This window comes from Modestobacter italicus, from assembly GCF_019799965.1.
GTDB lineage: Bacteria > Actinomycetota > Actinomycetes > Mycobacteriales > Geodermatophilaceae > Modestobacter > Modestobacter italicus_A.
Map to the genome: position 1 here is coordinate 503782 of NZ_JABGCJ010000002.1, position 25931 is coordinate 529712.

The window sequence follows — 25931 nt, forward strand, 5'->3', positions numbered from 1 at the left end:
CCGGTGCCCATCAGAAGGTGAAGCGGCTGACGCCGGCGCGCAGGTCGGTGGCCATCCGGGCCAGCTCGTCCACCGCCACCCGGGTCTGCCCGAGCGCCTCGGTGGTCGACTGGGCCGCGGTGGAGACGCCGGTGATGTTGCCGGCGATCTCCGCCACCCCGCCGGCGGCCTCCTGGACCGACCGGGACATCTCGGTCGTGGTCGCGGTCTGCTCCTCCACCGCGCTGGCGATGGTGAGCTGGAAGTCGTTGATCGAGGTGATCACCGAGCTGATCCGGCCGATCGCGGCCACCGCTCCCGCGGCATCGCCCTGGATCGCCTCCACCCGGCGGGCGATGTCCTCGGTGGCCCGGGCGGTCTCCAGCGCGAGCTCCTTGACCTCGGTCGCGACGACGGCGAAGCCCTTGCCCGCCTCGCCTGCCCGGGCCGCCTCGATGGTGGCGTTCAGCGCGAGCAGGTTGGTCTGCTCGGCGATCGAGGTGATGGTCTTGACCACCGCGCCGATCTCCTGGCTCGAGGTGCCCAGCGCCTCGATCGTCCCGGTGGTGGCCTGCGCCTCGGTCACGGCGGTGCCGGCGACCCGGGCCGCCTCCGCGGCGTTGGAGCTGATCTCCCGGATGGAGGCGCCCATCTGCTCGGCGCCGGCCGCGACGGTCTCGACGTTGCGGGAGACCTCGCCGGCCGAGGTGGAGACGACCCCGGACTGCGCGGCCGTCTCCTCGGCGGCGGCGGAGATCTGGGCGGCCGAGGCGCTGAGCTCCTCCGACGAGGCGGCGACGGCGTCGGCCGACCCGCTCACCGCCGACAGCACGGCCCGCAGCTCGACCAGGGCGCCGTCCAGTGCGGCGCCGGTCTGGCCCACCTCGTCGCGGGAGGTGACGTCGGCCGTGCGGGTCAGGTCGCCGGCGGCCAGTGCCTGGGCGGTGGCCTGCACCCGGCGCAGGCCGCGGGTGATCGCCCGGGCGACGAGGACGCCGGCGGTCAGCGCGGCCAGCGCGCCGAGGACGACGACGACGGCCAGCACCGTGCGGGTCTGCTCGTACTCCTCGGTCGCGGCGGCCGCGGTGGCGGCGGCATTGGTGGCTCGCTGCTCGGCGAGCTCGTTGATCTGCCCGATGATCTCCGTGGCGATCGGGGTGACCGTCGACTCGCGGGCGGCGGACCAGCCGACGAGGTCGCCGGCGTCGGCGAGCGCGTCCAGCTCCACCATCGCCGCCTGGTAGTCGGTGATGCCGTCCAGCACGGCCTCGATCAGGGCACGTCCGGAGTCCGAGGGGTGGGTGGCGAGGTAGCTGTCGGCCGCGGCGGCGAGCCCGGCGTAGGCGTCCTGCCGGGCCTCCAGGTACTTCGCCCGGTCGGCCGCGGTGGTGGCCACCGCGTAGTTGGTGCCGGCCAGCCGGACGGCGAAGAAGTCCGAGCGCACCGCCTCGACCTGAGCGGTGCCGACCACCTCCTCGGCGTACATCTGGCTGGTGGCGTCCGCGGTGTGCCCCAGGGCGCGCAGACCGAGCAGGCCGACCAGGACCGCGACGAGCACGGCCGTGCCGACGGCGGCGACGATCTTCGCGGTGATGCCCCAGCGCGGGCGGGACGGGGTGGTGGTGCCGGGCACGGGATGCCTCCGAGGCTGCGTGATCACGAGCGGCGCCGTCCTGGCGCCTCGCCCTCGGTAATCACCAGAACACGGAAGGTCATGCCCAACTCGATTGCGACTCACCCGAAGTGGGTGTCCGGAGCAACCATCCAGGTCCAGGGGGGCGATGAGCCGGGCCGGTGCCGGATCACTCGTCCCGACGGCGCAGGAGCCACCACGCAGTGGCCAGTGCGATGACCGCGGAGGCCGCCCAGCCCGACGGCGGCCCGGCCAGCGGGACACCGGTGCCCTCGCTCGCCGTGGCCAGCAGCAGGACGGCCGCCACCCCGACCGCGGTGCCCAGCTGCGCGGCGGTGTTCAGGAGTCCGGCCGCCGTGCCCTGGAGCTGCTCGGGCACGGCGGTGCCCTCGGTGGTCGCGGCGACGGAGGACAGTCCGAGTCCGAGGCCGGAGATGGCCACGGCCACCGGGACCAGCCACGGCCAGGACGGTGCGCCCAGCAGGAGCGCGTTCCCGGCCGCGACGACGACCAGCCCGAGTCCGGCGGTGGTGCGCGGGGTGCGGCGGCGCATCACGGCCTTTGCGCTGGCGGCGCCGACCACGACCAGCAGGCTGAACGGCAGGAGGGTCAGGCCGGCGGCGGTCGGGCTGCGGCCCTGGGTGTCCTGCAGCCACACGGTCGCGACCGTCACCGCCGAGCTGGTGGCGGCGGTGTTCGCCAGCGAGGCGGCCGCACCCGTGGAGAGCGCCCGGTGGCGCAGCGCAGCGGCGGGCACCAGTGGGTCCGTGGCCCGTCGCTCCACCCGGGCGAACCAGGCCGCCGCAGCGAGGGCGACCGCAAGCGCCGCCCCACCGGTGAGGGCCCGGCCGGGCCGTTCCAGCACCGAGGCCCCCAGGACCAGCGCGGCGACGGCGACGGCGAGGAGCAGGCCGCCCGGCACGTCCAGCGACCCCGCCCGGCGCGGCGCGGGAGTCGGCACGTGCCGCCGGACGGTGACGAGCAGGACCGCGGCCAGCGGGAGGTTGACCCAGAAGAGGCTGCGCCAGCCGACGGCGTCGGTCAGCACCCCGCCCAGCAGCAGCCCGGCCGCCCCGGCGGCGGCGCCGGACGCGCTCCAGGCGGCCAGCGCGCCGCGCCGGGCGTCCTCCTCCTCGGTGACGGCGGACAGCAGCCGGAGCGCCGTGGGGACCGACAGGGCAGCAGCGGCGCCGAGCGTGCACCGCGCGGCCACGAGGACCACCAGGCCGGGCGCCGCCGCGGCCGCCAGGGACGCGGTGGCGAAGAGCAGCAGGCCGGCCTGCAGGACCCGACGGTGACCGAACCGGTCGCCCAGCCGGGCCCCGAGCATCAGCAGTGCGCCGAAGAAGACCGCGTAGGCCGGGACGACCACCGACACCGCCGATGGTGGTGCGCCGAGGTCGGCCAGCATCGCGGGCGCGGCCGAGATGACGATCGTGGTGCCCAGCACGTCGACGAACTGGACGGCGCAGAGCGTGCCGACCGCGATCCGCGGTGAGCTCGAGCGCCGTGCCGAGGTCGTGCGGTCGTCAGCCACCACCGCGCCCACCGCCTTCTTCATCGTTGAAGTGCCACCATTGAACGCATGCCCGGCCGGCCAGCGCAACGCGTGACGATGCAGCAGGTCGCTGCCGAGCTCGGGGTGTCGGCGAAGACGGTGTCCAACGCCTACAACCGGCCCGACCAGCTCTCCCCGGACCTGAGGGAACGGGTGCTCGCCGCCGCCGACCGGCTGGGCTACCCCGGCCCCGACCCGGTGGCGGCGGGCCTCCGGCGCGGCCAGGTGGGCGCCATCGGGGTGGCCTACGACAACGGGCTGTCCTACGCCTTCGCCGACCCCGTGTCCGTCCAGCTGCTGACCGGCATCTCCGCCGTCGCCGAACCGGCCGGTGCCGGACTGCTGCTCATCCCGGGCTCGGCCGACCCGCGTCGGCGGGTCGCGGCGGTGACGGGTGCGCTCGTCGACGCGCTCGTCGTGTCGTCGCTGGCCGACGACGACCCACTGCTGTCCGCAGCGATCACCCGGAGGCTGCCCATCGCGGTCATCGATCAGCCGTCACCGGCCCGGCTGGCCGAGCTCGGTGCTCCGGACACGTCCTGGGTCGGCATCGACGACCGCGCGGCTGCCGAGGCGGTCTGTGCGCACCTGCTCGACCTGGGGCATCGGCGACTCTCCGTCGTCTCGTTCGGGATGCACCGCGAGCCCATCGAGCGGGGCCTGGTCGACGAGGCCGCTCAGCGGTCGGCCACCTACTCGGTCACCCGTGACCGCCTGGCCGGGTACCGCGCGGCCGCCGTGCGGGCCGGCATCGACTGGTCGACCGTCCCGGTGTTCCACGGCGCCGACAGCACGCCGGCGGAGGGAGCAGCCGGTGCGGCCGCCGTCCTCGCCACCGAGCCGCGTCCGACCGCGGTGATCTGCCTGAGCGACCGACTGGCCGAAGGCGCGCTGCAGGTGTGCGCGGACCGCGGGCTCGCGGTGCCCGCCGACGTGTCCGTCGTCGGTTTCGACGACGCGACGACCGCCGCGGGCCTGGGGCTGACGACCGTTGCCCAGGACGCGCGCGGGAAGGGGGAGTTCGCCGCGACGCAGCTGCTCGGCGCGACCGGGCAGCGGCCGGCGGGACCGCGGCGCCTGGCCACCCGACTGGTCGTGCGCGGGTCCTCCGGCCGGGTCGCGCCAGAGGGGGCCTAGCCCTGGCGGAGGACGGCGCAGTCGGTGGCGGTGAGCTCCACGGGCGGACCGGCCGCCAGTTCGGCCAGCACCATCGCCTGCACCAGCGGGTCGGTGGGCAGCTGGCCGTGACCGACCCGGGCGTCGGCGCACACCGACTGCACCGTGAGCTCCAGCGCGCCGTCCAGCCGGGCGGACTCAGGCGGGGTCACCGTGGTGTCGTCCGTCGTCCAGATCGATACCCAGCTGGGCCCCTCGGGCGTCTCGTCGCCGGCGTTGAGCTGCGCGAGCAGGTCGCTGTCGGTGGTGAGCTGCTGACAGCCCGCCGGGCACTGGGACGGCGCGAGCGAGCTGGCCAGGTCGGCGACCCGGGTGCCGTGGTGCGGCGACCCGAGGGTGAGCACCCGGCGCGCCTGCTCGGCGCCGCCGTCGGCGGCCCACAGCCGGGCGATCACCCCGCCGGCGGAGTAGCCGACCACGTCCACGCTGTCCGCGCCGGTCCGGGCCAGCGCGTCGTCCACCGCCTCGGCCAGGGCGTCCGCCGACGCGGTCAGGTCGCCGGTGCCCTCGCCGGGCACCGCGACGACGGTGGCGTCCCGGCCGACGGCGGTCAGCCGGTCGGCCAGGCCCTGCAGCGAGCGGGTCGACCCGCCGTACCCGGGCACCAGCAGCACCGGGCCGGGGACGTCCTCGTCGGGCGCGGCGGAGGAGGCGTCGTCCTCGCGGCCGGACAGCAGCGGCACGGCGACGGCCACCACGGCCAGGACGACGACCGCCAGCAGGACGAGCACCAGGCGGCGGCGGGCGGGGGAGAGGCCGGCGAGCACCCACCCACTGTCCCTGCTCACGCTGCCTCGTGCCCGCGGCATGGTGGACTGCACGGGTGCTGACCCGCGACGAGTACCTGGCGGCGTGGTCCCGCTGGCACGGCGGCACCGACCCGGCCGACAGCCGGCTGGTGCGGGGCTGGCTGACCCTGGCCTACACACTGGCCCGCCCGCTGGCCCGGTGGTCCCCGCTCGCCGTCACCGCCCTCGGCCTGGTCGTGGCCGTCGGTGCGGTCGGGCCGGCCGCGGCCGGTGGCGCCTGGCTGGTCCCCGCCGGACTGCTCATCGGCCTGTCCGGGCTGCTGGACTCCCTGGACGGCGCGCTGGCGATCGCCGGTGGCCGGGCCTCCCGCCGGGGGTTCGTGCTGGACTCCGCGGTCGACCGGCTCACCGAGGTCGCCTACGCCCTGGCGCTCTGGGTGGCCGGTGCCCCCGGGTGGCTGGTCGCGGCGTTCGGGGCGCTGTGCTGGTTCCCCGACTACCTGCGGGCCCGGGCCGGGCAGGCCGGCGTCCGGGAGACCGGCGCGATCTCGGTCTGGGAACGGCCCACCCGGGTGGCGATGGCCGGCTTCACCGTCGGCGGGGCGGGCATCACCTCCGCCGTCGTCGACCCCGGCCTGGTCGTCACCCTCGGCGCGGCCGTGGGCTGCCTGCTCGGCCTGGTGGGCACCGCGCAGCTCGGCGTGCAGCTGCGCCGCGCGCTCGCCGACTGACCCGGGATGGGCGGTCGGCGCGGCCGCCCTCCTACCCTGGAGACGCCTCGGCGCGCGTTCCTGCCCGGGGTCGAGCGGCCTGTCTGCGGCCGCCGTCCCCGCACGGAGAGAGTCCTCCCATGTCCGTCGTCGTGACCGGGTCCATCGCCACCGACCACCTGATGACCTTCCCCGGCAAGTTCACCGACCAGTTCGTCGAGGGGAAGATGGAGAACGTCTCCCTCTCCTTCCTCGTCGACGACCTGGTGCAGCACCGCGGCGGCGCCGGGGCGAACATGGCCTACGGCCTGGCCCAGCTGGGGCTGCGCCCGGTGCTCGTCGGCGCGGTGGGCAGCGACTTCGACGACTACGACGCCTGGCTGACCCGGCACGGGGTGGACACCGGCAGCGTCCGCTGGTCCGAGCTCAAGCACACCGCCCGGTTCACCTGCACGACCGACGCGGCGAACAACCAGATCGCCTCGTTCTACTCCGGCGCGATGTCCGAGGCCTCGCTCATCGAGCTGGCGCCGGTGGAGAAGCGGGTCGGCGCGGTCGACCTGGTCATCGTCGGCCCGAACGACCCCACCGCGATGGTGCAGCACACCAGCGAGTGCCGGGAGCGCGGCTACCGGTTCCTCGCCGACCCCTCCCAGCAGCTGGCCTGGGCCGACGGCGAGATGATCCGCGACCTGGTGGACGGCGCCGACCTGCTGTTCACCAACGAGTACGAGCACGCACTGCTGCTGCAGAAGACCGGCTGGGACGACGCCGAGGTGCTCTCCCGGGTGGGCACCTGGGTGACCACGCAGGCGGCCAAGGGCGTGCGGGTGGAGCAGGCCGGAGCCGAGCCGATCGAGGTCATCGCCGTCCCGGAGACCAAGCCGGTCGAGCCCACCGGCGGCGGTGACGCCCTGCGCGCCGGGTTCGTGGCCGCGCGCCAGTGGGGCCTGGGCATCGAGCGCGCCACCCAGGTGGGCTCCGCGGTGGCCACGGCCGCGGTCGAGGTGATCGGCACCCAGGAGTACACGCTGTCCCGGGAGCCCTTCCTGGCCCGGTTCGCCGAGGCCTTCGGCGCCGACGCCGCCGACGAGGTCGCCCCGTACCTCCCCGCCTGACAGCGCCCGCCTCGAGGCGGCCATGTTCACCACCATGGCCGCCTGACCGGGGCGCCCCCTCCGGCGGCCGCCGTCCCCGTGCGGCCGCCGTGCGGCCATGTTCGCCGACATGGCCGCACGGGGGTCAGCCGCCGCGGAGGCGTTCGCCGATGGCCGGGTCCCCGGACCAGTCGCGGTAGGGGATGCGGCGGATCTCCGTGACCTCGCCGATCGTCGACCACTCGTTGCCGCCCAGCCGGGCCAGCGGGCGCAGCTGGTCGATCCTGGGCCGGCCGTCCCGGACGGCGGAGGCGTGGACGGCGATGTGCACCACCCGGCCGAAGACGACGGTGCTGTCGCCGAGGGACACCGTGCCGTGCAGCACACACTCCAGCGACACCGGCGACTCCGCCACGCGCGGGACGCCGACCACCTCGCTGGGCTCCAGCCGCACCCCGGCGTGCTCGGCCTCGTCCTGGTCCGGTGGGAAGTCGGTGGCGGTGGCGTTGACCTGCTCGAACAGCGCCTCCGGCGTGAGGCTGATCGTGAACTCGCGGGTCTGCTCGACGTTGGTCAGCGAGTCCTTGCGGCCGACGCTGGTGAACTGGACGACGGGCGGGTCGACGCAGGCCACCGTGTAGAAGGAGTGCGGGGCGAGGTTGCGCACGCCCTCGGTCGACCGGGTGCACACCCAGGCGATCGGCCGGGGGACGACGACCGAGTTCAGCACCCGGTAGAAGGCGCCGGTGTCCATCTCGGCCGGGTCGAAGTGCACGCGCTCGGAGGAGGTCACCGGCCCATCGTCGGTGACGCGGCCGGGCAGTGCGCGTCAGCCCCCGGGGCGGTGCGCGTCGGCCCCGGGGGAGGGCGCGTCGGCCCCGGGCAGGGTGCGGCCGCGCCAGTGCAGCCGGCCGAGGCGGTGCCCGCGCACCGACCGGGCCACCAGCACGTCCAGCACCGCGATCGACACCGGGTGGGCCAGCGCGTCGGGCCAGACCCGGCTGCCGGTGCGGGCCGCGACGACGGCCCGCCCGGCCACCCCGGCCGCGTAGCCGACCGCCCCGGCCCGGGAGCCGGCCAGCGCGGCCAGCGGCGGCAGCAGCCAGACGGCGCTGAGCGCGGCGGCGGCCCCGGCGGCGGCCGCCGGCCGCCCGCCCACCGCCGACCACAGCGACTTGCCGTAGCCGTCCCGGACCCCGGGCCAGCCGTCGTACATCCGGCAGGCGGCCAGCGTCGAGCCGTCGACCACCACCCCGCGCCCCCCGGCGGCCTTCACCGCCCGCAGCAGCGCGACGTCCTCGATCACCGCACCGCGCACCGCGGCGTGGCCACCGGCCCGGTCGTAGGCCGCCCGCCGGACCACCAGGAACTGCCCGTTGGCCGCCGCGAGGGACGGCCGCGGTGAGCGTTCGGCCAGCCGCAGCGGCAGCAGGGTCGCCCACAGCCACTGCTGCAGCGGCTGGACCAGCCGCTCGGCCGCGCTGCCGGTGAGCTGCCGGGGCCAGGGGGAGACCAGGTCGAGTTCCGCCTCCTCGAGCACCGCCGCGGCCGAGGCGATCGCGTCGGGCATCAGCCGCACGTCGGCGTCCAGGAAGACCAGCAGGTCGACCTCGCCCGCCGCCGCTGCGCCCTGGGCGCAGGCGTGTGGCTTGCCCAGCCAGCCGGGCTCCGGCGGCGTGCCGGTGACCAGCCGTACCCGGTCGTCGCCGACCCCGGACACCCGTTCAGCCGTTGCGTCGGTGGAGCCGTCGTCGACCACCACGACCCGGAGGTCTCGAACGCCCCGCTGGTCGAGCACGGCGGCCAGGCAGCCCTCGATCTGCTCGGCCTCGTCGCGGGCGGGGACCACGACGGTGACCCGCTGGGCCGTCGGGCGCGGCACGGCCGGGGGCCGGCGCAGCAGCCGGGTGTTGACCACCGCGTGCAGCGCGGCCAGCACCGAGAGGCCGGCGCAGACCCGCACCAGCCGTCGCCAGACCGCGGTCACCGGCGGCGCTGCTGGGCGGCCAGGGCGACGACCACCGGCAGTGCCAGCAGCACGCCCCAGATCGCGGACCCGGGCAGGCCCAGCCAGCCGGCGTGCGCCAGCGCCCCGCCGAGCACCATCCAGCCCAGGGTGAGCAGCGGTGCGGTGTCGCCGGAGCGCGGTGGGCCGGGGCGGGCGGTGCGGGCGACGAGCAGGTCGAGCGCGGTCATGAGCACCAGCCCGGCGAGCAGCCAGCCGGCGAGGTTGGTCAGCGGCACCGTGTCGATGCCGGGCAGCCCGGGGCTGGGGAACTCCCAGCGCCAGTAGCCGGCCTGGACCAGCTGCGGGTCCAGGACGACGTCCCAGACGGCGAAGACGTAGGCCGCGATCAGCACCCGCAGCGGCTGGGACGACGGCGCGAGCCGGCGGGCGGCCACCCAGCTGGGCCAGGCCATCATCAGCCAGGCCAGCGGGACCAGGAAGGGCACGCCGAGCAGCGTCGGGCCCAGCACGTCGCTGTAGGTGTAGCTGCCGTAGGGGAACCCGGTCGCCAGGCCGAGCGCCTCGAAGAGCACGGCGACGACGGCGACCAGCACCAGCACGCCGAGACCGGTGCGCAGCCCGCGGCTGACCGCGGCGTGGCTGATCGCCGCGGACGAGCCGAACAGCACGATCGCCCAGCTGACCCCGTCCCGGGCCGGGCCGTCGGTGAGCGGGTAGGCGATGGCGGTGCCGAGCAGGGCCACGGTGAAGGCCAGGGGCACCCAGCCGGCCGACGGCCGGGGGAGGGTGCGGGCGGTGGTGACCGCGCCGGTCACCCCGCGGTCCTCCGGCGGAGCCTCCGGATGAGCTCGCCCCGCAGCCGGGCGGCCGGGCGCCGGTCGGCGAGCACCACCCGGGCCGCGGTGCGCCCGGAGTTGCCGGAGACCCCACCGCCGGGGTGGGTGGAGGCGCCGGTCAGGTACAGCCCGCCCAGCCCGGGCACCCGGTGGCCGGACAGCGCCGGGGTGGGCCGGAAGCCGAACATGCTGGCCAGGCTCATCTCCACGTGCATGACGTTGCCTCTTCTCAGGGACAGTTCCTGCTCCAGCTTGAGCGGGGTCTGCACGTACAGCCGCTGTACCGAGTCGGCGAACCCGGGGGCGTACCGGTCGACCGCGGCGATCAGCTGCTGGGCGGCCCGGTCGGCGATCTCGTCCCAGTCCGAGCCGTCGGCCAGCTCGTACGGGTACCACTGGCCCCAGATGGTGACCACGTGCTGGCCGGGCGGGGCCAGCGTCGGGTCGCTCGCGGAGAACGACATCGCCAGCGGCACCGGCTCGCGGGGCAGCTCACCGGCCAGCCAGTCACCGTGCGCCCGGGCCAGTTGAGCGCGGTCGGTGCACAGCAGTTGCAGTCCCTGTAACGCCTCGTCGCCCACGCCGGGGTACTGCGGCAGGGCATCGGTCTGGCACCGGAGCACCAGACCGAAGCCGTTGCCCAGCGGCGGGTCCGCGTCGGCCAGCGCGGGCGGGGCGTCGTCCCCGGCAAGGGCCTTGGTGGCCAGCACGTGGCAGGCGGCGACGACGACGGGGGCGGTGATCCGCCGTCCGGAGAGCGTCTGCACGCCGGTGACCCGCCGGTCGCCGTCCGGGCCCTCGACGAGCAGTCGCGCGGCGCCGTCCCCGAGGGTGACCCGGCCGCCGTCACTGGCCAGCCGGGCGGCCAGCGCCTGGGTGAGGCCGCCGGAGCCGCCCACCGGGTGGCCGGGCGGGACGTCGTGCAGCAGCGCCACCCAGGCGACCATCGCCGCCGTCCCGGGCTCGGACATCGGCGGGCCGGACTGCGCGCCGAACCAGGCCAGCGCCGCCTTGAGCCGCTCGCTGGTGAACCAGCGGTCCAGCAGGGCGTCGCCGGACCCGAGGAAGTCGGTGGCGATCTCCCCGCCGGAGGTGCGCGGCTGCCCGCGCCGGGGCGCGCCCACCGGCCACAGGTGCCGGACCAGCCGCGCGGGGCTCGGCCGGTCGCCGAAGGCCTTGACCACGGCGGCGCTGCGCGGGCCCCACACCGCGACGAACCGGCGGTAGGCGGCGGCGTCGGCGTCCCCGCAGGCGGCGGCGATCGAGGCGCAGGTGGCGTCGAGATCGACGGAGAAGACCAGTGGCCGGCCGTCGGGGCCGGGGTCGCCGGGCACCGGTGCGGGCGCGAAGCCCCACGGGTCGCAGTCGACGTAGCGCAACCCGTGCCGCTCCAGCTCGAGCTCTTCGACCACCCCGCTGTGCCGGATGATCACGTGGGCGCTGGAGCCGCGGTCGACCCGCACCCCCGGCCAGCGCTCGACGGTGGAGACCGCGCCGCCCAGCACCTCGTCGGACTCCACCACCTCCACCCGCAGCCCGGCCTTCGCCAGGTGGCAGGCGGCGACCAGGCCGTTGTGCCCGGAGCCGATGACGACGGCGTCGACGGCGGTGTCGGCGGGGGGTGTCTCCGGTGTCGCTACGGGGATCAGTCCTTCGGGACGGGACGGGCCAGTGGCAGCCGGGCGCCGAGGATGGCGAACGGGCGCGGGTCGCCGGGGAAGTGGTGGTCGCGAGCCAGGTCGACGAACCCGTCGGCGTGGTAGAGCCGGAAGGCCTTGGTGTCGGTGTCCGGGGTGCTCAGCAGGGCGGCCGGGTACGGCAGGTCGGCCAGCAGGGCGTGCAGCAGCTGCCGGCCCAGGCCCCGGCTCTGGGAGTCCGGGTGCACGTGCAGCTCGCAGACCTCGAAGGCGCCGGGCAGCCACTGCTTGGCCGTCCGCCGGTCCAGGGCGTTGCGCACCTGGTCGTGCCACCACTGGCCGGGGGCGACCAGGTAGCCGTAGCCGAAGCCGACCAGGCGCTCGGCCGTCGTGCCGTCCTCCCGGCGGCCCTCGGCGAAGGCGCCGACCGCCCGGAAGCCGGGTCGCTCGGTGTGCTGGACGGCGTAGCCGTAGCGGCCGGCGACGACGGAGTCGCCGTAGCCCATCGCGGCGCCGTAGATGGCCAGCGCCTCGTGCAGGTGCTCGCGCATCCAGCCCGCCGGCAGCTCGGTGACGCGGGTGGCGGGGGTGGTGTCGGTCATCGGGGGGTCCCCTCGTCGTCGCCGGGCCGGGAGCCGGGCCCGGGGCCCACCTCCGCGGGTGTGCCGGCGGTGAGCTGCAGCAGCTCGTCGTAGCTGGTGGGGAAGACGGTGTGCGGGTGCCCGGCCGCGGCCCACACCTGGTCGTGCCGGGCCAGCTCCACGTCGACCAGGGTGCCGATGGGTGCCGGGTGGCCGATCGGGGCGACCCCGCCGATGGCCTGCCCGGTGTGCTCGCGGACGAACTCCGGCGTGGCCCGGGTGACCCGGGGGACGCCCAGCAGGTCGGCCACGAGGGCCTCGTCGACCCGGTGCGCGCCGCTGGTCAGCACCAGCAGCGGCTGGCCACCGGCGTCGAACACCAGGCTGTTGGCGATCGCCCCGACCGCCACGCCGAGCTGCGCGGCGGCCGCGGCGGCGGTGCGGGCGCTGTCGGGCAGCACGCGCACCTCACCGGCGGCGCCGGCCTCGCGCAGCAGGCGCACGACCTCGGCGACCCGGGGGTGCTGGGTCTCCGGTGCGGTCATGCCGGCGATCCTCCCACCGGCTCCGGGGCCGCGCCCCACCCGGGACCGCGAGGGCTCCGGTCGGTGGCGCAGCGTTCCTCGACCGTCCTGCGGGTCCAGCCCGTCCGGGTCAGGCGGTCGTGACCCGATCGGGTGGGGCATCCTGCCGGCGGCGCGTCAGTGCTCCCGGTCGCCGGGTCGGCGCTCCCACCGGCGGAGTCGCACCGCGGCGTCCCGGACGGTCGCCGTCTCCGTCGCCACCAGCGCGTAGCCCGAGCGACGTGCGACCGCCTCGCTGGCCGTGTTGCCCTCGATCGTCTTCAACACCACCCGGTGGTGCCCGACGTCCAGCGCCCAGTCGGTGAGCTGACGGGTCGCCGCGGTGGCGAGCCCACGGCCCCGTCCCGCCGGGAGCAGGGCGTAGAACACCTCGGGGTCGTGCTGCCCGTTCATGGCGATGCCCGCGGTACCGACGGCGCAGCCTGCGGAGTCCCGCACGACGTAACGCCCACCCGTGCCGGCCGCTGCCCCGCGCACCCTCGTCTCGATCCGGGCCCGGGCGCCGGACTCGTCCAGATCCGGCGGGTACCGCGTCCAGCGCACGACGTCCGGGAGCGCCGACAGTGCCACCTCCACCGGCCAGTCGTCCGGCGTGATCAGTCGCAGCGTGGTCCGCACGCTGGCGAGTTCGGCCGGCAGCGCAGCCAGGAGTGTGTCGGCCACGGCTCATCCTGCACCGGGGCGCCGGCCGTGGTCCGGTCGCCCGGGCGACCGGACCGATCACCGGGTGACCCGGACGGGATCGCGCCTATTTGGCCCGAGGACGGCGGCGAGGTGCTGCCATCCCGCCTGGTCGTCCAGCGCTCGGGTGTTGTGGACGAACGGGTCGATCCCGTGCGCAGCGGACTGCGCCAGTCAGATGCAGTGGCTGTAACGACACGGACGCCGACACGCCCGTCCGGCTTGACGCCTCCCGACGGCTCCGGTCTACTCAGACCTGTTCGAACACCTGTTCGAACACCGGTGGGTCCGCTCACCGGCCCGGGCCGTCATGCCGTACGGCGTGCGCTTCCCCGCCGGGCCGGTCGTGGGCCGGCAGGTGGGGGCCGAGAGTTGCGGAGTCTGTCATGAGCCGGGTGCTCGTCGGGGCCGGTGGCCACGTCGGTGAAGAGGTGCAGGTCGAGCAGGGGCCGTTGGGGCCGGCCCAGTTCTGGCGGGCGCAGACCCGCTACGTCGTGGGCGAGCTGCTCGACTCCTGGGTGGAGACCGCGCCGTGGTGGCAGCCCGGCGCCGCCGGGCGCGGTGGTGCGTCCGCCGACCTGGTCGCCACCCGGCAGGTCTGGCGGGTCGAGGCCGTCCGCGCCGGGCGTTCCCGGATGAGCTTCGCCGGGGTGTTCGACCTGTCCTGGGAGCCGACGGCGAACCAGTGGCTGCTCGTGCGGGTGCACGACTGATGGGCGCCGCGCGTGCCCTGCCGGCCCAGGGCGAGCTCCCGTTGCCCCCGCCGCTGCCGACCGCCGCCGCCCAGCTGCTCGGCCAGGCCCACCGGGGCCTGGGCGAGGCCGCTGCCTGCCCCGACGCCGGCTGGCGGTACGCCACCGCGCACCTGGCCGCGCTCCGGGCCGCGGCCGCGGTGCTGGCCGCCCGCACCCAGCCCGAGCCGGGGCGGCGCCGCCCGCGCAGCGCCTGGGTGCTGATCGGCCAGGTCGCCCCGGAGCTGGGTGAGTGGGCGACGTTCTTCGCCGCCGGCGCGGCCAAGCGCGCCGCGGCCGAGGCCGGGCTCTCGCACGCGGTGACCGAGCGGGAGGCCGACGACCTGGTCCGGGACGTGCGGACGTTCCTCGGGGTCGTCGAGACGGCGATCAGCCGCCCGGCAGCGGCCCCACCGCGGCTGCGCGCGGTCGACCCGGGCTCGCGCCGCCGCGGCCCCGGGCGCACCGGTCCGAGCACCACCGGTCCGAGCACCGCCCTGTGAGCGACCCCTTCGTCCACCTGCACGTCGCCTCGGGGTACTCGATGCGGCACGGCGCCAACCACCCGGCCGACCTGGTCACCCGGGCGGCCGACCACGGCATGGGGGCGCTGGCGCTGACTGACCGCGACGGCCTGTACGGGGCGGTCAAGTTCGCCCTGGCCTGCCGGTCGGCCGACATCCGCCCGCTGTTCGGCGTCGACCTCGCCGTCGACCCGGTCGCCGGCGGTGAGCCGGGGGAGCAGACCCCCGGCCGGATCACCGCCGCCGCTCGGCACCGGGCCGCGCACCCCGCCGGCCGCCGGTCCCCGGCCCGCGGCGGGGCCAGCGTCGACCCGCGGTCCCCACGGGTCACCTTCCTCGCCCGGGACGGCGCGGGCTGGCGGTCGCTGTGCCGGCTGACCAGCGCCACCCACCTGGGCGGCACCCGCGGGGAGCCGGTGAGCTCGCTGACCCTGGCCGCCGAGCACTCGACCGGGCTGCTGGCGGTGCTGGGGCCCGGGTCCTCGGTGGGCCGGGCGCTGGCCGCCGGCCGGGCCGACCTGGCGCACGCCCGGCTCGCCGCCTGGCGGGCGGTCTTCGGCCCGGGGCAGCTGGTGCTGGAGGTGGTGCACCACCGCGGGCAGGGCGACCGGTCCCGCGCGCAGGCGATGCTGCGGCTGGCCGCCGAGGCCGGGGTGCCGGCGGTGCTCACCAACGCCGTCCGGTACGTCGACGCGCTCGACGCCCCGACCGCCGACGTCCTGGACGCCAGCCGCCGGCTGGTGCCGCTGGGGCAGCGGCACGTCGACCGGCGCACCGCCGAGGGGCACCTGAAGTCGGGCAAGGAGATGGCGCTGCTCGCCGAGGAGCTCGCCGGCCCCGACCGGGACGCCGCACTGCGGTTGCTGGAGACCACCGCCCGGGTCGCCGAGCAGTGCGTGGTCGACGTCCGGGCCGACCTCGGCATCGGCACCGTGCGCCACCCCGAGCTCGACGTGGTCACCACCGCCGCCGAGCGGGGGATGGGCCCCTCGCAGGTGCTGCGCGGGCGGTGCGAGGCCGGGTTCGGCCGGCGCGGGATGACCCCGACGGCCGCGGTGCGCGAGCGGCTGGAGGAGGAGCTGGCGGTGATCGACTCCCTCGGCTACCCGTCCTACTTCCTCACCGTCGCCGACGTGGTCACCCTGATCAAGGAGCTCCGGGTGCGGGCCGCGGCCCGGGGCTCGGGCGCCGGCAGCCTGGTCACCTATCTGCTGGGCATCTCCGACGTCGACCCGATCCGCTACGGCCTGCTGATGGAGCGGTTCCTCTCCCCGCTGCGCCACCAGCTGCCCGACATCGACATCGACGTCGAGTCCGCCCGGCGGATGGAGGTCTACGACGCAGTGATCGACCGCTTCGGCGCCTCCCGGGTCAGCTGCATCTCGATGATGGACACCTACCGGGTGCGGCACGCGATCCGCGACGTCGGCGCGGCCCTCGGGCTGCCCCCGGCCGAGGTCGACGCGGTGGCCAAGGCGTTCCCGCACATCCGGGCCAACCAGGTGCACGCCGCGCTGCGCGACCTGCCCGAGCTGCGGGCCAGCCGGATGGGCTCCCAGCGGGGCGGCGGCACCGGTGACCTCGACCTGCTGTTCGACCTGGTCTCCCGGCTCGACGGGTTGCCCCGGCACATCGCGCTGCACCCGTGCGGCGTGCTGCTCTCCGACGCCACACTGCTCGACCGCACGCCGGTGGAGAACAGCTATCTCGGCTACCCGATGAGCCAGTTCGACAAGGACGACGTCGAGGAGCTGGGGCTGCTCAAGCTCGACCTGCTCGGCATCCGGATGCAGTCGGCGATCGCGCACGCGATGGACGAGGTGGCCCGGGTCGACGGCGAACAGGTCGACATCGACGCGGTCCCGCGGGACGACCCGACGACCTTCGAGCTGATCCGCAGCACCCGGACCCTCGGCATGTTCCAGATCGAGTCACCGGGCCAGCGCGAGCTGGTCGGCAAGTTCGGGCCGCAGACCTTCGAGGACCTCATCGTCGACATCTCGCTGTTCCGGCCCGGGCCGGTGAAGAGCGACATGGTCACCCCGTTCCTGATGGCCCGGAACGGCTGGCGCGACCCGGTCTACCTGCACCCCGCGCTGCAACCGGCGCTGGAGCAGACCGCCGGGGTGGTGGTCTTCCACGAGCAGGTGCTGCAGATCGTGTCGGTGATGACCGGCTGCACGCTGGCCGAGGCCGACGAGGTGCGCCGGGCGCTGGGGGAGAAGGACGCCCACCCCGAGGTCAAGGCCTGGTTCGCGCCGCGCGCGCTGGCCGAGGGCTTCGACGTCGCGGTGGTCGAGCAGGTGTGGGAGGTGCTGGTCGCCTTCGGTTCCTTCGGCTTCTGCAAGGCGCACGCCGCGGCGTTCGCGCTGCCCACCTACCAGTCGGCCTGGCTGAAGACCCACCACACCGCGGCCTTCCTGGCCGGGGTGCTCACCCACGACCCGGGGATGTACCCCAAGCGGCTGATCCTCGACGACGCCCGCAACTTCGGGGTGCAGGTGCTGGGCCTGGACGTCAACGCCTCCGCCGGCAGCTACCGGATCGAACGGGTCGACAGCGGCACGGACGACGAGCTGGACGGCGGGGACGGGTTGCGACCACGGCCGGAGTGGATGCCGGCGTCGATGCCGGAGCCGGGGCGGTACGGCATCCGGCTGTCCCTGGCCGACGTGAAGGGGATCAACGACGAGGAGGTCGCCCGCATCCAGGCCGGGCAGCCCTACCGGTCGCTGACCGACTTCTGGAACCGGGCGCGGGTGTCCCGACCGGTGGTGGAGCGGCTGGTGCTGGCCGGGGGCTTCGACTCGGTCTACGGGTTCGGGGTGCGCGACAGCGAGGCCGGCCGGCCCGCCCGGCGGCGCGAGCAGCTGACCCGGCGCGACCTGCTGCTGCAGATCGGCGAGCTCGACCGCTGGAGCCGCAGCGGCGCCAAGGCCGCCGGCACCGGGCAGCTGGGCCTCGACCTGTTCGGCGCCGAGACCTCGGCGGAGCCCGGGCTGTTCGACGTCGAGAGCCCCGCGGAGGACGCCGGCGGTCAGCCGGAGTTCGTCGCCTCCGGACTGCCGGAGTTCACCGACGCCGAACGGGTGCGCGCCGAGCTGGAGGTGCTGGGGCTGGACGCCAGCCGGCACGTCGTCGAGTTCTACCGGCCGTTCCTGGCCGCGCTCGGTGCGGTGCCCGCCGGGGAGCTGCTGCAGTGCCGCAGCGGTGCGGAGGTGCTGGTGGCCGGGGTGAAGGTGGCCACCCAGACCCCGCCGATCCGGTCCGGTCGGCGGGTGGTGTTCGTGACCCTGGACGACGGCACCGGCTGCGCGGACTCGACCTTCTTCGAGGACGTGCAGGGCCCCTACGCCGCCACCGTCTTCCACTCCTGGCTACTGGTGGTCCGCGGGGTGATGCGCCGCACCGGTCCGCGCGGGGTGTCGATGCGGGCCACCGGTGCCTGGGAGCTGCCGGCGCTGCACGAGGCTTGGGAGACCGGCGGGATGGCCGCGGTCGCCGAGCTGATGGCCGCGCCGGGGGAGTACACCGAACAGGCGATCACCGGGGCAGCGGCGTCCCGGGCCTCCCGCCCGGTGGTGGTGCGCCCGGTGCTGGTGCACCCGACCGGCTTCCGGATGTCGCCCTACGCCGACATCAAGCCCGCCGGCGAGGACGCCGCCACCGCCGCCCGCCGCGCGGCCGCCGCCCCGCCCCGCAAGCTCTGGCACTCCAGCCCCGGCAGCTCCGGCCACTGACGGGCCGCCCCACCGCTGAACCCGCACGGCCCAGGAGTCCGACAACTCTGGGCCGTGCGGGTCAGCCGGCCGCCGGGGTGCGCCGTGGGCGCACCGCCGCTGCACGGTGCCGTCCGGGCCGGGTGGGCTGGGCGGCCCGCCACTAGGCTCCGCGGGGTGACGACCCCTCCCGCCACCGCCGCGCAGGCCCCGGCCCGGACGGCAGCGATCTGGGCCGCGCTCGACCCGCTGGTCGCCGCCGGCACCCCGCTGCAGGTGCTCGACCTCGGTGGTGGCAGTGGCATGTTCGCCGTCCCGCTCGCCGCCCTCGGCCACCAGGTCACTGTCGTCGACCCCAGCGCCGACGCGCTGGCCACCCTGCACCGCCGGGCGGCCACGGCCGGCGCCGGTGACCGGGTGCGCGGCGTCCAGGGCGACGGCGACCGGATGCTCACTGCGCTGCCGTCCGGGGACGTGTTCGACCTGGTGCTGTGTCACTTCGTGCTCGAGGTCGTCGACGAGCCGGCCAGCACCCTCCAGCAGCTCGCCGGCGTGCTCCGCCCCGGTGGCCAGCTCTCCCTCGCCACGGCCAACCGAGCCGGCGCGGTGCTGTCCCGTGCGGTCGGCGGGCACCCGGTGGAGGCCCGCGCCCTGCTCACCGACCGCGACCCGGCGCCCGGCCGCAGCGGGCCCGCCCGCCGGCGGTTCGACCCCGAGCAGCTGTTCGAGCTGCTCGCCGGTGCGGGCCTGGAGCCGGGGGAGTGGCGCGGCGTCTCGGTCGTCGCCGACCTGCTCGGTGCCTCCTCCGGGGCCGACCCCGACGCGCTGCGCGCCCTGGAGCTGGCCCTGGCCGGCACCTCGCCCTACCGGGACGTCGCCACCGGCCTGCACGTGCTGGCCACCCGGCCCGCTGGCTGACCCGGCGGGCCCGGCTGTCATGGTGCTGCCCGACGAGTTCGGGGTGCCTGCCTACGGCGCGAACACCCTCGCCGACGTGCTGCCCAGCGTCGCCGCCGCGCTCGGGGTGCCGGTGCACCGCGGCGACCTGCCGGCCGACCCGCTCGACCTGACCCCGGCCCTCGGCGGTGCCCGCCGGGTCGCCGTCCTGCTGGTCGACGGGCTCGGCGCCGACCTGGTGGCTGCCCATCCGCACGAGGCGCCCGTGCTCAATGCGCTGGGCACCCCGGCCGGCGTGCTGTCGGCCCCCTGCCCGAGCACCACCCCGGTCAGCCTCACCACCCTGGGCACCGGCCTGCCGCCGGGCAGCCACGGCGTGCTCGGCTTCGTCACCGCGGTGCCCGGGGAGGCCCGCACCCTCAACCACGTGCACTGGGGCGACGACCCCGACCCGCGCCAGTGGCAGGCGCAGCCCACGGTCTTCGAGCAGGCCACCGCCCACGGGGTGTCCTGCACCGCGGTCGGCCCGCACAGCTTCCGCGGCTCCGGGCTGACTCGCGCCGCCTACCGGGGCGCCGACTACGCCGACGCGTACACCGCCGGCGACCTGGTCGCCGGGATGCACGCGGCCCTCCGCGCCGGTGACCGCAGTCTGGTCTACGGCTACACCGCCGACCTCGACCTGACCGGCCACCTGCGCGGCGTCGACTCACCGAGCTGGCGGGCGCAGCTGGCCATCGTCGACCGGCTGGTCGAGCAGCTCGCCGCCGGCCTGCCCGAGGACGCCGTCCTGCTGGTGACCGGCGACCACGGGATGCTCGACGTGCCCGACTCCACCCGGCTGGACGTCGACGAGGAGCCGGGCCTGCTCGACGGCGTCTCGCTGCTGGCCGGTGAACCACGGGCCCGCTACGTGCACGCCGAGCCCGGCGCGGCCGACGACGTGCTCGCCGCCTGGCGCTCGGTGATCGGCCACCGCGGCTGGGTCGCCGGCCGCGACGAGGCGATCGCCACCGGGGTCTTCGGCGACGTCGACCCTGCGCTCGCCGGCCGGATCGGTGACGTCGTCGCCCTCGCCCGCGGCACCTGGGCGTTCACCGCCGGCACGCAGGAGCCGCACGGTTCGGTGCTGACCGCCTACCACGGCTCGCTGACCCCGGTGGAGCTGGCGGTCCCCCTGCTGGCCGCCCGCGGCCGTGCCCTGACCTGACGAGCCCTGCGCTGAGGGTCAGGTCGCCTGCAGGGACAGCGGGTGCCAGGTGCGCCAGCGGCCGGGCTGGGCCGCCGCGCAGGTGAGCCGGTGCGCCTCGGCGGACAGCCGGCTCTCCACGGTGACCACCACGTCGCCGGCCGGCCCGGCCAGCGTCACCTCGAACCGCTCGACGCCCGCCGGTGCCTCCAGTGCCCGCACCCGCCGGGTGGCCAGCTCGTGCACGCCCAGCAGCCCGAGCTCGGACCGGGCGTGGTGCTGGGCGGCCTGCGCCGCCGGTGCGACACCGGCCCGGCCGCGCAGCCAGGGCAGCGCGACCTGGCCGGCCGCGTGCGCGGCGAGCAGCTGCTCGCCGTCCTCGGGCACCTGGCCGTAGACGAAGCCCCAGGGCAGGACGACGACGTTGGCGGCGAACCGGTCACCGCCCAGGTGGCTGGTCTCCCAGACGTCGGCGGGGACGCCGCCGGTGGGCAGCGCCCGGGCCAGCGGCCGGCCCCGCACCGCGCAGCAGACGTCATGCGCACCGTGCGTGCAGACCAGGTAGGTGGGCACCTGGGTCGGCTCCCCGACCGACCCGTCCCAGGGCCGGTCGAGCAGCTCGGCATCGGAGTCCCGGGTCGACCAGCGGACCGTCTCCTGCCCCGGCGTCGTGTCGGCGACGGCCCAGCGCCGGCCGGAGTCGGCCAGCCGCTCACCGGGCCGGCGCACCATCTGGATCCGCATGCCCAGCTCGCGGGCCCGGGCGGCAAGCCGGGAGGCGACCCGGTGGTCGAACCGGGACTCCAGCAGCGCGTCCCGGCCCCAGGGGCCCGGCTGCTCCACCAGCAGCCACCGGCGGGCCGGCGGCGCGGTCGCCATGGGGGAGTCGCCGCGCAGCAGCGCCTGCACCGAGCAGCGGACGTCGTCGAGCCGGCCCACCGGGCTGGGCCGCGGAGCCGTGGCCTCCCCGGCGTCCTGGCAGAACTGCGGGTCGACCTCCGTGGGCTCAGGCCTCGGTGCGGTCGTCACGGGTCCCATCGTGCTCTGCGGCGCCGCCCGGCCGGGCGCCCGGGACGATCGCGATCGACTCGGTCACCAGGCGGCGGGCCAGGGTGAGCTGGTCGGCGGCGTCCAGGCCGGGCAGGTCGCCGACCTCCATCTCACCCGCGGCGAGCAGCGCGGCCAGTGCCGGGTGCGTGCTGGCCGGCAGGTCGTGGGTGCGCCGGCCGGCCACCAGGGCGACCCGGTCGCCGTCCGGCTCGCGCAGCTGGACCCGCAGCAGCGGTCGCACCTGCAGCACGGTGTCCGCGGACAGCGCCGCGATCGCGCTGGACTGGGCCAGCGGCGACACCGGGGCCGGCCGCACCTGCGCCCAGGTGCGGGCCCGCAGCGCGTCGGCCACGGCCGCCGGGTCGACCTCGCCCAGCCAGCGCTGCAGGCCCGACAGCACCGCGGCGACGTCGTCGGCGGTGGCGGCGGGGTCGGCCAGGTCCACGCCGAGCGGCAGCGACCCGCGCAGCGTGGGGTCGTCGGCGGCCAGCGTGCGCACGAGGTCCAGCGCCGACTCCACCGCGCCCCACCGGGTCACCGAGTGCACGCCGACGGTCAGGTGCGCGCTGATCTCACCCAGCGCCACCGCCGAGTGCAGGTAGCCGCGGGGCAGGTAGAGGGCGTCGCCGGGGCGCAGCACGGCGTCGATGACCGGCGGGCGCTGCGCGGCGGCGGCGACCTCGTCGGCGCGGTCGGCCCAGGGGTGGGTGCGCAGCGGGTCGGGGAGCACCGGCTCGTGGATCGTCCAGTGCTTCTCACCGGCGACCTGCAGCACGAAGACGTCGTGCACGTCGTAGTGCGGGGAGAACCCGCGCGAGGACGGCGGGGTGATGTAGGCGTTGACCTGGGTGGGGTGCCCGAGGTCGGCGGCGAGCTGGCCGGCGAAGTCGATCAGCGGCGGCCACAGCCGGTGCAGGCCCTGCAGGACGACGGTGCTGCCCTCGGCGAACAGCCGGAGCACCGCGTCGGAGGAGACCTGGTCGGCGACCTCGGCGCCGGCGCCCTGGGGGCTGGTGAACCGCTTGGCGTCGACGACGGCGCCGTCCTTGGCGATCCGCAGGAACGGGGTGCGCAGCCCGCGGGTGCTCAGCAGCTCGTCGACGGCCTCGAGGTCCAGCAGGTCGGTGAAGGTGCCGCCGAGCTCCGCGGCGGTGGACAGCAGCGGGCGGCGGGACCAGTGCTCGGTGGCGAACACCTCCGGGTCGACCCGGATGCAGCGGCGCAACGCAGGGCGGGCGCCGCCCTCGGAAGAGGACGGCGCCCGGTCCTGCAGCTCAGGGTCGAGCACGGTCAGGCCGAGCCGTCCGCGCCACCGTCGTGCTGCCCGGGCGTGCCGCCACCGGCACCCGAGTCGGCCGGACCCTCGGCGCCACCGTCGGCGCCACCGTCGGCACCGCCGTCCGCGCCACCATCGGCACCGCCGTCGGCGCCACCATCAGCGCCGCCATCCGCACCGCCGTCGGCGCCACCATCGGCACCGCCGTCGTGCTGACCCGGCGTGCCCTCGGCACCGCCGTCGGCGGGGCCCTCCGTGCTGGTCATGTCGTCGTCGTCGAGCGCCATGGCTCCTCCGATCGTCGAGGTCGTGGCCGCCGGACGACGGCCACCCGGGGGAGTTCTACCGCGAAGATCGAATTCGCACACCTGTGGAACTGCCCGACCCGTGACACCGGGGGTGTGGCGACCGCACCGCGGCGGCCGGACCGGCTACTGTCCTCGACGAGTCGAACACCTGTTCGACCACGAGGGGTGGGGGTGTCAGGTGTCCGGACGCGCTACCGGTTGCACGGTGCTGCACGTCGACATGGACGCCTTCTTCGCCAGCGTCGAGGTGCGCCGGCACCCCGAGCTGGCCGGCACCCCGGTCATCGTCGGCGGGGTGGGCAACCGCGGGGTGGTCACCTCGGCCACCTACGAGGCCCGCCGCTACGGGGTGCGCAGCGCGATGCCGACCTCCCGGGCGCTGCGGTTGTGCCCGACGGCCACCGTGCTCCCCGGCGACCTGGCCCTCTACACCGAGGTGTCCCGCTCGGTGATGGCGCTGTTCCGCTCGATCACCCCGCTGGTGGAGCCGCTGAGCCTGGACGAGGCGTTCCTGGACGTCGCCGGTGCCGGTCGCCGGCTGGGCGGGCCGGTGGAGATCGGGGAGTACATCCGGGCCCGGGTCTACGACGAGCAGGGGATCACCTGCTCGGTCGGGGTGGCCGGCAGCAAGTTCGTGGCCAAGCTGGCCTCCACCCGTTCCAAGCCCGACGGGCTGCTGGTCGTGCCGCCGGCCGAGGTCATGGACTTCCTGCACCCGCTGCCGGTCGGGGCGCTGTGGGGCGTCGGCGCCAAGACCGAGGAGGTGCTGCTGCGGCTGGGGCTGAAGACGGTGGGCGACCTGGCGCACGTGCCGGCGCGCACCCTGCAGCGGGCGGTGGGCCAGGCGGCCGGCAGCCACCTGCACGAGCTGGCCTGGGGGCGCGACCCCCGCCGGGTGGTCCCCGACGAGCCCGACCGGTCGACCGGGGCGGAGGAGACCTTCGGCACCGACGTCGACGACCCGCAGGTGGTGCACCGGGAGCTGCTGCACCTGGCCGAGCGGACGGCGGGGCGGCTGCGCTCGACCGGGCACCTGGCCCGCACGGTCACGCTCAAGGTCCGCTTCGCCGACTTCACCACGATCACCCGCTCCCGCACCCTCAAGGTCCCCACCGACGTGGGCCAGGAGCTGTACGACACCGCCCGCACCCTCTTCGACGCCCTCGGGCTGGACCGGGCCCGGATCCGGCTGGTCGGGGTGCGGGCCGAGGGGCTGGTGGAGGCCGACGCCACCGCCCGGCAGCTGGAGCTGGGGGCGCGCGAGCACGGCCGCCGGGACGCCGAGCTGGCCGCGGACCGGGCCGCCCGGCGCTTCGGCGCGGGGGCGGTCCGGCCGGCGACGCTGCTGGGCCGGCGGCACGTCCCGGGAGCCGGTCCGGTCGTGCGCGACCCATCCCGGGGAACCGGTCGCTGACCTGCTGGTCGGCCTCGCGGCACCCCCCGGCAAGGCGATCGGGGGCACCAACGGGTGTGTCGAGGGCAACTCGCCTTTCGCAGCCCGCCAACGGCTCGTATCCTCGGTGTCACCGCGGGCGGACTGCCGCCGGTGGCTGATTGCACTGCGCACCTGGAGGTCGACGTGCCGCTCTCCGAGCACGAGCAGCGTCTGCTGGAGCAGATCGAGCGCGCCCTCGTCGATGACGATCCGAAGTTCGCCTCGACCGTCCGTACCGGCGACCGCCGGCAGAAGGCCCGCCGCAAGCTGCAGCTGGGCGCTCTCCTCGTCGTCGTCGGCCTGGCCGTCGTGGTCGGTGGTGTGGCCGTGCCCAACGTCTTCCTGGGCGTCCTCGGCTTCCTCATCGCCTTCGGTGGTGCCGTCCTCGGCGTCCTGAACTACAAGTCGGCCACCGGCGCCGTCGAGACCGGCAACGCCCCCGGGCCGGCCGGCCGCCCCGCCGCAGGTGGGGCGCGGGCTGCCAAGGCCCGTCGCCAGCCGATGAAGAACCGCCTCGAAGAACGCTTCCGCCGCCGCTACGACCAGTAGCCGCGCACCGGGCCCGCCCGTCAGCACACCGCAGCCGCCGTCCCACCCGGGACGGCGGCTGCGGTGTCTGGGCCGGTCAGCCCTCTGGTGTGGGCACCGTGTCGAACAGGGCGCTGACGGACTCGCCGTCGTGGATCCGCTGCACGGCCTGGGCCAGCGCGGGGGCGACCGACAGCACGGTGAGCTTCTCCGAGGCATCCGCCGGCACCGGCACCGTGTTGGTGCAGACGATCTCCAGCACGTCGGGCTGGGCGCCGATCCGGTCCAGCGCGCCGGCGGCGAACAAGCCGTGGGTGCAGGCCACCCGGATCGACCGGGCGCCGGCGTCGCGCAGCCGGTCGATCAGCTCCAGCACCGTGCTGCCCTTGGCGATCTCGTCGTCGAGGACGATCACGTCCCGGCCGGCGACGTCGCCGATGATGGCGTTGATGCTCACTCGGTCGTCGGCGAACCGCTGCTTCGCCCCGGCCGCCACCGGCACGCCGAGCCGGCGGGCGAAGGCCGCGGCCTCCTTGGCGTTGCCCAGGTCGGGGGAGACCACGGTGGTGCGGGACAGGTCCAGCGTGCGGAAGTGGTCGGCCAGCTCCCGCAGCGCGTGCAGGTGGTCGACCGGGACGCTGAAGAACCCGTGCACCTGCGGGGAGTGCAGCGTCATCGCCAGCACCCGCCCCGCCCCGGCGGCCACCATCAGGTCGGCGATCAGCCGGCCCCCGATGGAGATCCGCGGGGCGTCCTTCTTGTCCGAGCGCGCGTAGGCGTAGTGCGGCATCACCACGGTGATCCGCCCGGCCGAGGCGCCGCGCGCCGCGTCGATCATCAGCAGCAGCTCGACCAGGGCCTCCTGCACCGGCGTCACCAGCGGCTGGACCAGGAAGACGTCGCGCTCCCGGCAGTTGGCCTGCAGCTGCACCTCGAGGCAGTCGTTGGCGAACCGGGTGGTCCGCACCGGGAGCAGCGGCACGCCCAGCTGGGCGCACATCTCCGCGGCCAGTTCGGGGTGGGCACTTCCGGCGAACACGGCGATCTCACGCAAGGGGCGCTCCGGGGGTGCGGACGACGACGG

24 protein-coding genes are annotated in these 25931 nt (G+C 76.0%); 10 read left to right on the top strand and 14 right to left on the bottom strand.

What is annotated here, in order from left to right; translation table 11 throughout:
* Positions 1–10: 10 nt before the first annotated feature.
* Positions 11–1612 (bottom strand): methyl-accepting chemotaxis protein, encoded by a 1602-nt coding sequence (locus tag HLA93_RS06450; RefSeq protein WP_222193517.1) that lies wholly within the window; start codon positions 1610–1612, stop codon positions 11–13.
* A gap of 169 nt (positions 1613–1781) precedes the next feature.
* Positions 1782–3173: an MFS transporter gene (locus HLA93_RS06455; RefSeq protein ID WP_222193519.1), complete on the bottom strand. Its 1392-nt coding sequence runs from the start codon at positions 3171–3173 to the stop codon at positions 1782–1784.
* A 24-nt stretch (positions 3174–3197) separates the two neighbouring features.
* Here HLA93_RS06455 and HLA93_RS06460 point away from each other — a divergent pair, with 24 nt between their 5' ends.
* Complete coding sequence (locus tag HLA93_RS06460; RefSeq protein ID WP_222193521.1) at positions 3198–4307, top strand: LacI family DNA-binding transcriptional regulator; 1110 nt, start codon at positions 3198–3200, stop codon at positions 4305–4307.
* On the opposite strand, the gene HLA93_RS06465 is transcribed toward HLA93_RS06460, so the two are convergent.
* Entirely contained in the window at positions 4304–5134 is an 831-nt protein-coding gene (locus HLA93_RS06465; protein WP_308127976.1) for an esterase/lipase family protein, read from the bottom strand. The genes HLA93_RS06460 and HLA93_RS06465 overlap by 4 nt on opposite strands.
* Positions 5135–5169: 35 nt before the next feature.
* Between HLA93_RS06465 and HLA93_RS06470 the strand changes: the two genes are divergently transcribed.
* Complete coding sequence (locus HLA93_RS06470; RefSeq protein WP_222193522.1) at positions 5170–5826, top strand: CDP-alcohol phosphatidyltransferase family protein; 657 nt, start codon at positions 5170–5172, stop codon at positions 5824–5826.
* Between the two features lie 119 nt (positions 5827–5945).
* The gene (locus HLA93_RS06475) at positions 5946–6923 is read left to right on the top strand and encodes a carbohydrate kinase family protein (RefSeq protein WP_222193523.1); all 978 of its coding nucleotides are present in this window, start codon (positions 5946–5948) and stop codon (positions 6921–6923) included.
* Positions 6924–7047: 124 nt separating this feature from the next.
* Here the strand turns inward: HLA93_RS06475 and HLA93_RS06480 are convergent, their stop codons facing one another.
* The 7 genes from HLA93_RS06480 to HLA93_RS06510 form a co-directional block, all read right to left on the bottom strand.
* Positions 7048–7695, bottom strand: a complete 648-nt coding sequence (locus HLA93_RS06480) for a flavin reductase family protein (protein ID WP_308127977.1) — start codon at positions 7693–7695, stop codon at positions 7048–7050.
* 36 nt (positions 7696–7731) lie between these two features.
* On the bottom strand, positions 7732–8889 hold the full coding sequence (locus tag HLA93_RS06485; protein WP_222193526.1) for a glycosyltransferase: 1158 nt from the start codon (positions 8887–8889) through the stop codon (positions 7732–7734).
* Positions 8886–9686 carry a carotenoid biosynthesis protein gene (locus HLA93_RS06490; protein ID WP_222193527.1) on the bottom strand — a complete coding sequence of 267 codons (801 nt, stop codon included), beginning with the start codon at positions 9684–9686 and terminating at the stop codon, positions 8886–8888. The genes HLA93_RS06485 and HLA93_RS06490 overlap by 4 nt, the downstream gene beginning before the upstream one ends.
* Positions 9683–11356, bottom strand: coding sequence for a phytoene desaturase family protein (locus HLA93_RS06495; protein ID WP_246626046.1), 1674 nt, complete (start codon positions 11354–11356; stop codon positions 9683–9685). The genes HLA93_RS06490 and HLA93_RS06495 overlap by 4 nt, the downstream gene beginning before the upstream one ends.
* Positions 11353–11946 (bottom strand): GNAT family N-acetyltransferase, encoded by a 594-nt coding sequence (locus tag HLA93_RS06500; RefSeq protein WP_222193528.1) that lies wholly within the window; start codon positions 11944–11946, stop codon positions 11353–11355. The genes HLA93_RS06495 and HLA93_RS06500 overlap by 4 nt, the downstream gene beginning before the upstream one ends.
* Positions 11943–12470, bottom strand: coding sequence for a YbaK/EbsC family protein (locus HLA93_RS06505; protein ID WP_222193529.1), 528 nt, complete (start codon positions 12468–12470; stop codon positions 11943–11945). The genes HLA93_RS06500 and HLA93_RS06505 overlap by 4 nt, the downstream gene beginning before the upstream one ends.
* Before the next feature lie 156 nt (positions 12471–12626).
* Positions 12627–13172, bottom strand: coding sequence for a GNAT family N-acetyltransferase (locus HLA93_RS06510; protein WP_222193531.1), 546 nt, complete (start codon positions 13170–13172; stop codon positions 12627–12629).
* Between the two features lie 404 nt (positions 13173–13576).
* Between HLA93_RS06510 and HLA93_RS06515 the strand changes: the two genes are divergently transcribed.
* The 5 genes from HLA93_RS06515 (at position 13577) to HLA93_RS06535 (ending at position 20271) form a co-directional block, all read left to right on the top strand.
* Positions 13577–13903: a DUF6504 family protein gene (locus HLA93_RS06515; RefSeq protein WP_222193532.1), complete on the top strand. Its 327-nt coding sequence runs from the start codon at positions 13577–13579 to the stop codon at positions 13901–13903.
* Positions 13903–14424 carry an SAV_6107 family HEPN domain-containing protein gene (locus tag HLA93_RS06520; RefSeq protein WP_222193533.1) on the top strand — a complete coding sequence of 174 codons (522 nt, stop codon included), beginning with the start codon at positions 13903–13905 and terminating at the stop codon, positions 14422–14424. The genes HLA93_RS06515 and HLA93_RS06520 overlap by 1 nt, the downstream gene beginning before the upstream one ends.
* Entirely contained in the window at positions 14421–18185 is a 3765-nt protein-coding gene (locus HLA93_RS06525) for a DNA polymerase III subunit alpha (protein ID WP_222193534.1), read from the top strand. The genes HLA93_RS06520 and HLA93_RS06525 overlap by 4 nt, the downstream gene beginning before the upstream one ends.
* Positions 18186–18341: 156 nt before the next feature.
* Positions 18342–19082, top strand: coding sequence for a methyltransferase domain-containing protein (locus HLA93_RS06530; RefSeq protein WP_222193535.1), 741 nt, complete (start codon positions 18342–18344; stop codon positions 19080–19082).
* 22 nt (positions 19083–19104) lie between these two features.
* Positions 19105–20271 (top strand): alkaline phosphatase family protein, encoded by a 1167-nt coding sequence (locus tag HLA93_RS06535; protein ID WP_439957955.1) that lies wholly within the window; start codon positions 19105–19107, stop codon positions 20269–20271.
* Positions 20272–20289: 18 nt separating this feature from the next.
* On the opposite strand, the gene HLA93_RS06540 is transcribed toward HLA93_RS06535, so the two are convergent.
* Genes HLA93_RS06540 through HLA93_RS06550 form a run of 3 tightly spaced genes read right to left on the bottom strand, consistent with a single transcriptional unit; the run spans position 20290 to position 22863 of the window.
* Entirely contained in the window at positions 20290–21279 is a 990-nt protein-coding gene (locus HLA93_RS06540) for a sucrase ferredoxin (RefSeq protein WP_308127978.1), read from the bottom strand.
* The gene (locus HLA93_RS06545) at positions 21257–22588 is read right to left on the bottom strand and encodes a cupin domain-containing protein (protein WP_222193539.1); all 1332 of its coding nucleotides are present in this window, start codon (positions 22586–22588) and stop codon (positions 21257–21259) included. The genes HLA93_RS06540 and HLA93_RS06545 overlap by 23 nt, the downstream gene beginning before the upstream one ends.
* Before the next feature lie 2 nt (positions 22589–22590).
* Entirely contained in the window at positions 22591–22863 is a 273-nt protein-coding gene (locus HLA93_RS06550; RefSeq protein WP_222193540.1) for a BatC protein, read from the bottom strand.
* Positions 22864–23062: 199 nt separating this feature from the next.
* On the opposite strand from HLA93_RS06550, the gene dinB reads away from it, so the two are divergent.
* Together dinB and HLA93_RS06560 are read left to right on the top strand one after the other, a co-directional pair.
* The gene (dinB, locus tag HLA93_RS06555; RefSeq protein WP_222193547.1) at positions 23063–24298 is read left to right on the top strand and encodes a DNA polymerase IV; all 1236 of its coding nucleotides are present in this window, start codon (positions 23063–23065) and stop codon (positions 24296–24298) included.
* A 132-nt stretch (positions 24299–24430) separates the two neighbouring features.
* Positions 24431–24868, top strand: a complete 438-nt coding sequence (locus tag HLA93_RS06560) for a DUF3040 domain-containing protein (protein WP_308127979.1) — start codon at positions 24431–24433, stop codon at positions 24866–24868.
* A 76-nt stretch (positions 24869–24944) separates the two neighbouring features.
* Here the strand turns inward: HLA93_RS06560 and HLA93_RS06565 are convergent, their stop codons facing one another.
* Complete coding sequence (locus HLA93_RS06565) at positions 24945–25901, bottom strand: ribose-phosphate diphosphokinase (protein WP_222193548.1); 957 nt, start codon at positions 25899–25901, stop codon at positions 24945–24947.
* Positions 25902–25931 lie beyond the last annotated feature (30 nt).